Genomic DNA, 9,445 nt, shown 5'->3' on the forward strand with positions numbered 1-9,445 from the left:
GAGTTTGTTATTGTACCCCACGGTAGTTTGTAGCAGCAAAGCGTGTTTATGCAAAGCGTGTTTATGCAAAGCGTGTTTATACAATGTTTAGACCAAGAACTATGAGCTAAAACCCCATAGTAAGAGATGGGTCGCAATTGCAATAATCTTTAACCTGTTCCAAGGCTTAATTATTACCCCGGTGAACTGGCAACTTCCCTTTGCCAGTTGGGTATAGACCATTACAAGATGTCGTTAATTCTGGGTGATTACCATGGCCAAAAAATTGCTTTCAATAACTAGTAGACCATCAACTAGTAGAACATCTCAACCAACATCAACCTCTACGAGCTCTGAACAAGTCATGACTAATGAGCAGCTTAACCAGGTCGTAGAAGCTATCATCGCAGGCAAGTATTCTTGGGCTTGTGTGTTAGTTCTGCGTTTTTCTGGCTACAACCCCCTCCATTACATCCCTTACCGAACCTACAATCGGTTAATCAAAGAAAATAGTCAAGCTGGTAAGCATCCAGTTGGCAAAACCCCTGTCTCACAATCACAGGTTGTTAGTAAGGTCTAGTCAGCTAAGCGGGAAAGTTGGGAGATTCATCAAGTCTGAACAAAACCCACCTGCCTAGGTCAGTTGGATGGATTATTGATGGATGATTGATGCAGAGCCTACTTGTCAACGTCTTCCCTTTTAATCTGTTGAACTGCACTCGCATCAACCGCCCTATCTGCTTGCATCTAGCTGACATCTATTGGCTTGATGATCTGACTCAGACTTGACCTCCTATCTCCCTACCCCCTACCCGTCTGGGTTTACTTTACACCAGATGCTATAGGGGTAATTTAAAGTTTAAATGAAGTTTACTTAAAGTTTTGGTGAATTTTTTGTGAATTATTGGTAAAGAGCCGGTTAATGACTTGACAAACCCTAAGTTATTAGCTAACTAAATGTAGTTAATTGTAAATGGTTAATTGTAAATGGTTAATTGTTAAAAATCAATTTTCAATGTTTAACATATGAAGAATATAATCAGGGATTCGGCAGAGCATGGGTTACCACCGTCTGCCATCAACCCAGACCCTGCTAGCAATTTATCAGTAGTGCTTCAAAGCTTGACCCTAGACTCAGTTGATCCAAAGCTCAACTATGAATTTAGTCAATCATTTGACCTTGATCACTTCCAGCTAGGGGATAAAATCATTGCCTATACTAAACCAGAGCTATCCCAAGATTCTGTTGAGATTGAACAAGATCACCAATATCTTTACCTAGTTTGTCAGGGGCGGGTACGACTACTAGGCTTTGATGCTGAAAAACAGCGGGAGGTTTCCATACAGGTACTCGAAGAAGGGGAAACCTTTGGTGCCTATGATCTCTTAGGTAGTCTATCCTATCCTTACAGAGCGATCGCAGCGAGTTCAGGACAAGTTGCTCGTATTTCGCTAAATCAACTCTTGCCTTGGTTGGAAAGGTTGCCAAAGTGGTCGGAAATCCTGGGGAAACAAGCCCAGCACCGGCAATGCCTAATTTTCTTCAAGACTTTGACCAAATTGCGTACGCTTAACGCTGTTACCCTAAATCAACTGTTGCCCTACATCGTAGAAAGACGCATTGAGGCTGGGGAGTCTCTGGTGTCCTCTTCCCAAGCTGGGCATTGCTGGCTACGTAGTGGTCAAATGGGAACGCCAGAAGGAACAGAGGCAAATTCCTCTGCTCCATTTCCTAGCATCGGAGAAAGTTGGGGATATCCGATGTCAGTACCAACAGATTGGATTGCCCAAACTGATGTATTGCTTTACCAGCTGCCTCAAGAGCATTGGCAAGCGGCTTGCGCGATCGCACCAGTTTTGGCTAACTCCACCGAGTCACCAGATCAGGAGAACAGGCAAACTGCTAAAAATGGTGACGGTAAATCTCCATCCCATCAACGCCTAGTTAACAAGACCCATACTCCGTCACCACATCCAAACCAGACTAGAGCACGACCGACTCGGCGAGTTTTAGAACCTCCTAAGCAACAAACGCCCCTTGAACCGAGTCAGTCAGAAAGCTTTGATTTTCCCAAACCAGCAAAGCAGGGTTGGAGATTCCTAAGGTTTTGGCAGCGCTATCCTTTTATTGAGCAGCAAGCTTCCTCGGATTGTGGTGCTGCCTGCTTAGCCATGATTGGGCAGTATTGGGGTAAACGGTTTGCTCTCAACTCCCTGCGGGAACTGGCAGGAGTGGGCCGTTCTGGTTCATCCCTCAAAGGTTTATCTAAAGCAGCAGAAAGTTTAGGCTTTCAAGCTAGTCCAGTCAGGGCTTCTTTAGGTCGCTTAGCCGATCGGAGTAATCCTTGGATTGCTCACTGGGAAGGGGATCACTATATTGTTGTCTACCAAGTAAAGGGTAATAAGGTACTCGTTGCTGATCCAGCAGTGGGGAAGCGATCGCTTCCTCGCAAAGACTTTCTCCAAGGTTGGACTGGGTATGCCATGCTATTGGATCCAACTCCCCAACTAGCAGTTACTCCCAGCGACAAACGCTCTCTAGGGCCGTTTTGGGGGTTGCTATGGCCCCATCGCTCAGTTCTGCTGCAAATTATCCTCGCTACCCTCATCCTTCAGGTTTTTGGTCTGATTAGTCCCCTATTTACCCAGATCATTCTTGACCGGGTGATTGTCAACAGAAGCCTGGTCACTCTCAATGTCTTCTCCATTGGTCTAATCATCTTTGGCATTTGGACGATTGGGGTTAGTATAACCAGACGCTACTTACTCGACTACTTTTCTAATCGGCTTAGTCTCACCTTCGTCAGTGGGTTCATAAACCATACCCTGACCTTACCTCTGAAGTTTTTTGAATCCCGCCAGGTGGGGGATATCCTGACCCGAATTCAGGAAACTGGAAAAATTCAGGGTTTTATAACTCAGCAAGCGATTGCTACTTGGCTAGATGTGGTGATGGTGTTTGTCTATATTGGACTGATGCTCTACTACAATTGGCGCTTAACCTTGCTGGTGCTGGCAACGATTTTACCCATCGCCATCTTGACTGTGATCGCCAGTCCGTTTCTACGTCAGGTGTCCAGGGAAATCTTTAAAGAAGCAGCCCAACAAAATTCTATGTTAGTGGAAATGATGTCAGGGGTTGCTACTGTAAAAACGGCGGCTTCGGAACAAGAAGTGCGCTGGCGCTGGGAAGATCGCCTCACCAATCAGTTGAATGTACAATTTAAAGGTAGAAACCTAGCGAACGGGTTGGGGTCAATTAGTTCTCTAATTAATACTCTCAGCAGCACCGCTTTACTTTGGTTTGGCGCTAGCTTAGTAATTAATGAGCAGCTTACTATCGGTCAGTATGTCGCGTTTAATATGCTCATTGGCCGAGTGACTGGTCCAATTTTGGCTCTAGTGAATCTTTGGGATGAGTTTCAAGAAATCTTGGTGTCTGTAGAACGGCTGAATGATGTCTTATCTGCTAAGCCAGAGGAGAATCCTCAAGAACCGATGCTGGTTCTACCTGAGATTAAGGGTGATGTAATATTGGAAGATGTTACCTTCCGATACTCGGAGGATGAGGATCGCAATATCCTACAGAATATTTCCCTACACGTTAAGGCTGGAGAAACCATAGCTCTAGTGGGGCGCAGTGGCTCGGGCAAGAGTACCTTGGTGAAGCTACTCCAAGGTCTCTATCATCCGACTAATGGTCGTATTTTGATAGATGGACACGATATCCGCCATATTTCTCCCCAATCCTTGCGCTCTCAAATGGGTGTGGTACCCCAAGAATGTTTCTTGTTCTCGGGGACAATTGTCGAAAATATCACTCTCTACCGACCAGATTTCAGCCTGGATCAAGCCGTAGAGGTAGCTAAACTAGCAGAAGCCCATGCCTTTATTCAAGGTATGACTTTGGGATATAATACTAAAGTCGGAGAGCGAGGATCTACCCTTTCTGGTGGACAGCGACAAAGGATTGCCATAGCCCGAGCCCTATTGGGCAACCCCAAGATTCTGATTCTGGATGAAGCGACTAGCTCCCTAGATACAGAATCCGAGCGCCGCTTTCAACAAAACTTAGCTCGCATTAGTCGCGATCGCACTACCTTCATCATCGCCCACCGCCTCTCTACAGTGCGCAATGCTGACTGCATCCTTGTCCTAGACCGAGGTGTTCTGGTCGAGAAAGGCAACCATGAGGAACTCATGGATCGTCAAGGTCTTTACTATCATCTAGCGCAGCAGCAGCTAGATCTTTAATATATCGTTAACAAGTGCTCATTAGTCATGAGTTATTAGTTATTAGTTATTTAGTCATTAGTCATTTGTAAATACCAACAGACCCTGGTTAGTCACAAAGGACTAATGACTAATAAAATTTGAAGCTACTTATGACTATATCAAACTATGTAAAAATTTGCCAATTTGGCAACACAGTGATGTGAAAAGGACTAATGACTAAGGACAAATGAAATTTGAAGCTAGCTATCGCTATGTCAAGCTTTGTAAAAAAAAAACAAAAATCTGCCAATTTAGCAACATACTCAGATGAAATTGATCTTTTATCAGAAAAGTGGAAAACCCCTGTGTGAACAGAAGGGGAGAAAAACGTGTTTAGATATGGCTCCACACCCATCTCAAGCGCAACCGTTTAGAATCCCCTGAGAATCCCCCATGACGCACACTCACAGGATTGTTTAATTCCATTCCTTTGTTTAATTGATTCCCATTTACCCCACCAAAGGTGAGACGGAGGTAACTTGGAGAGCCTAACCCTAGGGGTTAGGTTGCTCAAGTCCACACCTCACAGCGTGCTCAGCCAAGCGGTTTGACCGACCGACGGCTACTTAAAGGGGAAGGGTTTAAGTTCTGATCTTGGGGTGCATTGAAGCTATCTGAAAAAGGGGCAAGTAGAGTCAGGTAATGCCAAGGATTTCGGTCTGCCCAACAATGCCAAACTCGCCCCGCGAAGCTAAGGGCAGCAAGAGAATTGGCCGCTGACTTTCCCAAAACATTGGTCATTTCCCTAAAATGTTAATTTAGCGTGATCTACCACCATGACACAAGCAAAACCAATCAACTCCCCACCTGAGGCGGCTACGAGTCGTCAGGGTAACGTCGTTTTAATGCCATCAGGTCGCCTGAGACCTGATTATGACCAAGAGCCTGTAGCCTCACCCAGCACAGAGGTAGGAACCAATACTGCCAATGCTCCTAGTACGTCCAAATGGTCAACCTCCATACAAACTACCCTTGACCAGCCTCCGGCGAACCTTCCCCGGCTGCTGATGTTGGGTGGGTTAAGCTTCTGTACGATATTTGTGGCTTGGGCAACGTTTGGGCAGATTGATGAAGTCGGTAAAGCTCATGGAAGCTTAGTGCCAAAAGGGGACGTTTATAAAGTTGACCCGATTGAGCCAGGGAAGATTGCTAGTATTAAGGTCAAAGAAGGGCAAGCGGTTAAAGCTGGGGAAGTCTTGGTGGAACTGGATACAGAGCTTGCTACTCAGGAAGTAGAGCGTTTAGAGAAAGTGCTTAATGCCGACCGGATTAAGTTAGTTCAGATGCAAGGACTGCTTGAAAGAACCCGTCTGGAAGCAGAAACTCGTGAGCAGATTACCCAAGCAGAAGTTCAAGCACAACAAGCTGCGATCGCACGAGCACAAGCTAGTGCATCGGCAATTAGACAACAAATCATTCAACATCAGTTAGCTAAAGCCGCTAATCGCGAACGATTACAACGGATGAAGCTGGTGCAGGCGACAGCCCAAGAACTGCTCCAGCAACGGCGGGCTAATGTAGTGGCTCTTAAAGAACGACTCGATAATCTTAAGCCTCTGTTGGCAGAAGGAGCAATCTCCAAAGAACAGGTATTTCAAGCAGAACAAAGCTTTCGTGCTAGCCAAAGTGCTGTTACCGAAAGCAAACTGCAAGAGGGTTTGAGTACTCGCGAACAAATCTTTCAAGCTCAGCAAAGTATACGCGATCGCGAAGCGGCGACTAGCCAAAGCCGAGGTGAGCTAGAACAGACTTTAGCAGAAATCAAGCGACTAGAGGCAGAATTAGAGCATCGGCAAGCGACGGGACGCACCACTCGCTTAGAAACACAGCAGAAAATTCAACAGTTAGAACTAGAACTGACCCAAATCAAAGCTAGAATTGCTGAAAATGAAACCCTGGTCAATACTGCTAAAACCAGGCTCAAACAGAAGTTTCTTAAAGCGCCAGTGGATGGGATAATATCTTCCCTCAACATTTCTAATACTGGTCAAGTCGTGCAACCAGGACATAGCATCGCCGAAATCGCTCCTCAAGGTGCCCCCCTAGTGCTATCGGCAAGTTTGCCTACTCGGGAGGCAGGGTTTATTAACGAAGGAATGCCGGTGCAAGTGAAATTTGATGCCTATCCCTATCAGGATTACGGCATCATCAAAGGCACGGTGATTTCCATTTCTTCCGATGCTAAAGCTGATCAAGTAATGGGTTCAGTCTATAAGGTGAAAGTGTCCCTTGACCGTGACTATGTGATTGAAGATGATGAAATCATCCGGTTTAAGGCTGGTCAGACCGCCAATGCTGACATCATCATCCGCCGCCGTCGGATTATCGATTTCTTATTGGATCCGATGCGACAGCTGCAAAAAAGTGGCATCGATCTATAGTGCTCTGTTGTCTCATTTTCATCACTGACTGATCGTTTTCCGTTGACGGTTAACAGTTGACCGTTAATTCTTAGTAGTCAACTTGCTAGTAATTCCTTGAAATCTGCAAGTTAACTGCACCCGACCTTATAAACTATTGACCTTTAGACTTACAGGATCAGAAATAACCATGACCTATCGTATTCCTTCTGCCAATACCAAGCTCGACAAAGTGATGGATACCGATAAGTTTAGCGAGATCGAGGAAGCCATCCTTGATGGCAAGTATTCTTGGGCTTGTGTGTTGATGCTACGCTTTGCGGGCCATAACCCCCTAGACTACATGCCTTCTAGAACCTACAGCCGCTTGCTCAAACAAAACCGGGATATGATCTTACAGAAGCAAGCTAGTATGATGAACAATGGCACTAAAGCCTTGAATGCACGGAAGCGTTTGAGCCAGATCAAAGATCTGGCTTATGTAGAGAAGCTTGGCAAGAAAACCTCACAGGTCCACGGTGGGGATCAAGAACAGCAGTTGATCGCTGAACTGGAAGAAGAGGAATCCATGCTCAAGAAATTAGCGGATTATTTACGGCGAGACTGTTTGGTTTCCCTGTGGTGAGCAGGTGTAATCATTTTCCTACCCATGCTCCTTGTCATTACCACTACTGCTTAGCACTACACCGGATCAGACTAAGCCTGTGGTCAAACTAATTCATTAAGAACTGCCTTGTCCGTGTTGATGGACGAGGCGTTTTTTGATCTGATCACAGACCGGTATGAAACAGCCCTAGGAAAGATAGCCCTAGTAAAAATAGCCCTAGTAAAAACAGCCCTAGTACTTTGTCAATTTAGTTTTGAGGGTTAGGGCTAGGTGGCACGGTTAATGGTTAAGCGGGCCTAATCTAAGGGTTTAAGCGTGGCTAATCCCTAGTTAACCTAAGTTCGACGTAACCCTGAAAGCCTTAATCTACCCTAGTTGCCCAACCCTTGTATTTCTTACTCTTTCGTCAAGCGATCGCTTATATCGAACTCAGGTTATACCAATTCTTAGCCCTCACAGGGCTACACATTATTAATTTAATCTCCCCATCTCCCCATCTCCTCACACTTCCCACACGCCCCACACGCCCCCTCTCCTCACACTTCCCACACTCCCTGCTCCCTGCTCCCTGCTCCCTGTTCCCTGCTCCGCTGTTTTCTTTGCTATTAACTAATGACTCGACATCCCACGGACTTTAGCACCTACTTTAGTTGTGGGATGATTCAACCATCAATATCAAGCCAAAGTGGCGTTCATTTTTTTAATTAGATTAGATATAATAACCGGTTCATTACTAAGAATTTAATTCAATAAAACCCCATCAACATTACCCATCTCTTTGAACTAATTCAGAATCGGTTACTGGTCACTAGTTGTGGGAATAGTCAAGCATTACTATCAAGCCAAAGTGGCGTTCATTTTTTTTTATATTAGATATAATTACAAGTTTGTTCATAATAATTTACTTGAATAAAACCCCATAAATATTACCAATATCTTTGAACTAATCCAGAATTGGTTACTGCTGACTACATCCTTTTAGTAAATCCAGTGATTTTCAAAAAAGAAAAGCTTGAAGCCAAATTGGCGAGACATGCCTAGGGGAATATGGATATAGTTATATCAACAGCTAAAACAAAGCTGCTCCACAGAAATAAAATCAACAACAAAGAAGGAGAAAATCAATGCTTATTTCTGATCTAAACCATCTAGAATCCGTTGATGCTAGCCAAGTTCAAGGTGGTACTACTATTGCTGGAATAACATTCAACAACAATGTCACCAGCGTTTTCAACACCACCAGCACCATCACCGAAACTGAAGTTTTCAATACCAGCATTACTTCTAGCGTAGACATTAATGGTATTACCGCTTCAGGTGGTACTACATCTGAAGGTTCTAGCGATCAAGGTAATAACGTTGCTACTAAGCAAGAAAGCGTCTTCATCACTATTGAGCAAGGTGGCGTAACTGGTTCCAAGTCTGTAGGTCTTGGCTTCTCTGGTATCAGCCGTTAGTAATTAATCACGAAAAGTTTCTGATTAATTAGTTTCTAAATCTCGATTCATCATCAACAACCAACAAGGAGAAAATCAATGCTTATTTCTGACTTAAACCATCTAGAATCCGTTGACGCTAGCCAAGTTCAAGGTGGTACTACTATTGCTGGAATAACATTCAACAACAATGTCACCAGCGTTTTCAACACCAGCAGCACCATCACCGAAACTGAAGTTTTCGATACCAGCATTACCTCTAGCGTAGACATTAATGGTATTACCGCTTCAGGTGGTACTACATCTGAAGGTTCTAGCGATGCAGGTAATAACGTTGCTACTAAGCAAGAAAGCGTCTTCATCACTATTGAGCAAGGTGGAGTAACTGGTTCCAAGTCCGTAGGTATTGGCTTCTCTGGAATCAGCCGTCATTAATTAATCAGGACAAGTTACTAATTAAGTAATTTGTAAACCTCGATTCATTATTCAGGGTAAACGCATCTTATTTTGAAATGCCTACTGGATATGAGATTCATATGATAAGTATTTTAACTTATTAAGTTTGAAATCTTTTCTGAGTAACGTTTCTATAATTTAGATGCGTTTGCCTTGATTCATTATTAACAATAAAGACTCTCCTAGACTGATTATAGTAAATTAGTAATTTAAAAATGCAATTTTACTAAAAATGTATTTTTATTTTATTGAATTCCTTGCTCTTTAAGGGGTTAAGCTCATTTCAACTACTAATTTACTATAATCAGTCTAGGAGAGTCATTATTAACAAT

7 protein-coding genes are annotated in these 9,445 nt (G+C 43.9%); all 7 read left to right on the forward strand.

The window, feature by feature from the left end; translation table 11 throughout:
- Positions 1 to 253 precede the first annotated feature (253 nt).
- Positions 254 to 559 (forward strand): HetP family heterocyst commitment protein, encoded by a 306-nt coding sequence (locus F6J94_RS08150; protein ID WP_293024719.1) that lies wholly within the window; start codon positions 254 to 256, stop codon positions 557 to 559.
- A gap of 446 nt (positions 560 to 1,005) precedes the next feature.
- Positions 1,006 to 4,233, forward strand: coding sequence for a peptide cleavage/export ABC transporter (locus tag F6J94_RS08155; protein WP_293038905.1), 3,228 nt, complete (start codon positions 1,006 to 1,008; stop codon positions 4,231 to 4,233).
- Positions 4,234 to 5,030: 797 nt separating this feature from the next.
- A complete protein-coding gene (locus tag F6J94_RS08160; protein WP_293038907.1) occupies positions 5,031 to 6,635 on the forward strand; it encodes an HlyD family efflux transporter periplasmic adaptor subunit in 1,605 nt (534 codons plus the stop codon).
- A 169-nt stretch (positions 6,636 to 6,804) separates the two neighbouring features.
- Positions 6,805 to 7,239, forward strand: coding sequence for a HetP family heterocyst commitment protein (locus F6J94_RS08165; RefSeq protein ID WP_293038909.1), 435 nt, complete (start codon positions 6,805 to 6,807; stop codon positions 7,237 to 7,239).
- A 368-nt stretch (positions 7,240 to 7,607) separates the two neighbouring features.
- Positions 7,608 to 7,859: a hypothetical protein gene (locus F6J94_RS08170; protein ID WP_293038911.1), complete on the forward strand. Its 252-nt coding sequence runs from the start codon at positions 7,608 to 7,610 to the stop codon at positions 7,857 to 7,859.
- A gap of 486 nt (positions 7,860 to 8,345) precedes the next feature.
- On the forward strand, positions 8,346 to 8,678 hold the full coding sequence (locus F6J94_RS08175; RefSeq protein WP_293038913.1) for a hypothetical protein: 333 nt from the start codon (positions 8,346 to 8,348) through the stop codon (positions 8,676 to 8,678).
- 78 nt (positions 8,679 to 8,756) lie between these two features.
- The gene (locus F6J94_RS08180) at positions 8,757 to 9,092 is read left to right on the forward strand and encodes a hypothetical protein (RefSeq protein ID WP_293038915.1); all 336 of its coding nucleotides are present in this window, start codon (positions 8,757 to 8,759) and stop codon (positions 9,090 to 9,092) included.
- The last annotated feature ends 353 nt before the right edge of the window (positions 9,093 to 9,445 follow it).

The sequence above is a fragment of the Moorena sp. SIO1F2 genome (genome assembly GCF_010672755.1).
In the GTDB taxonomy this organism is placed as follows: Bacteria; Cyanobacteriota; Cyanobacteriia; order Cyanobacteriales; family Coleofasciculaceae; genus Moorena.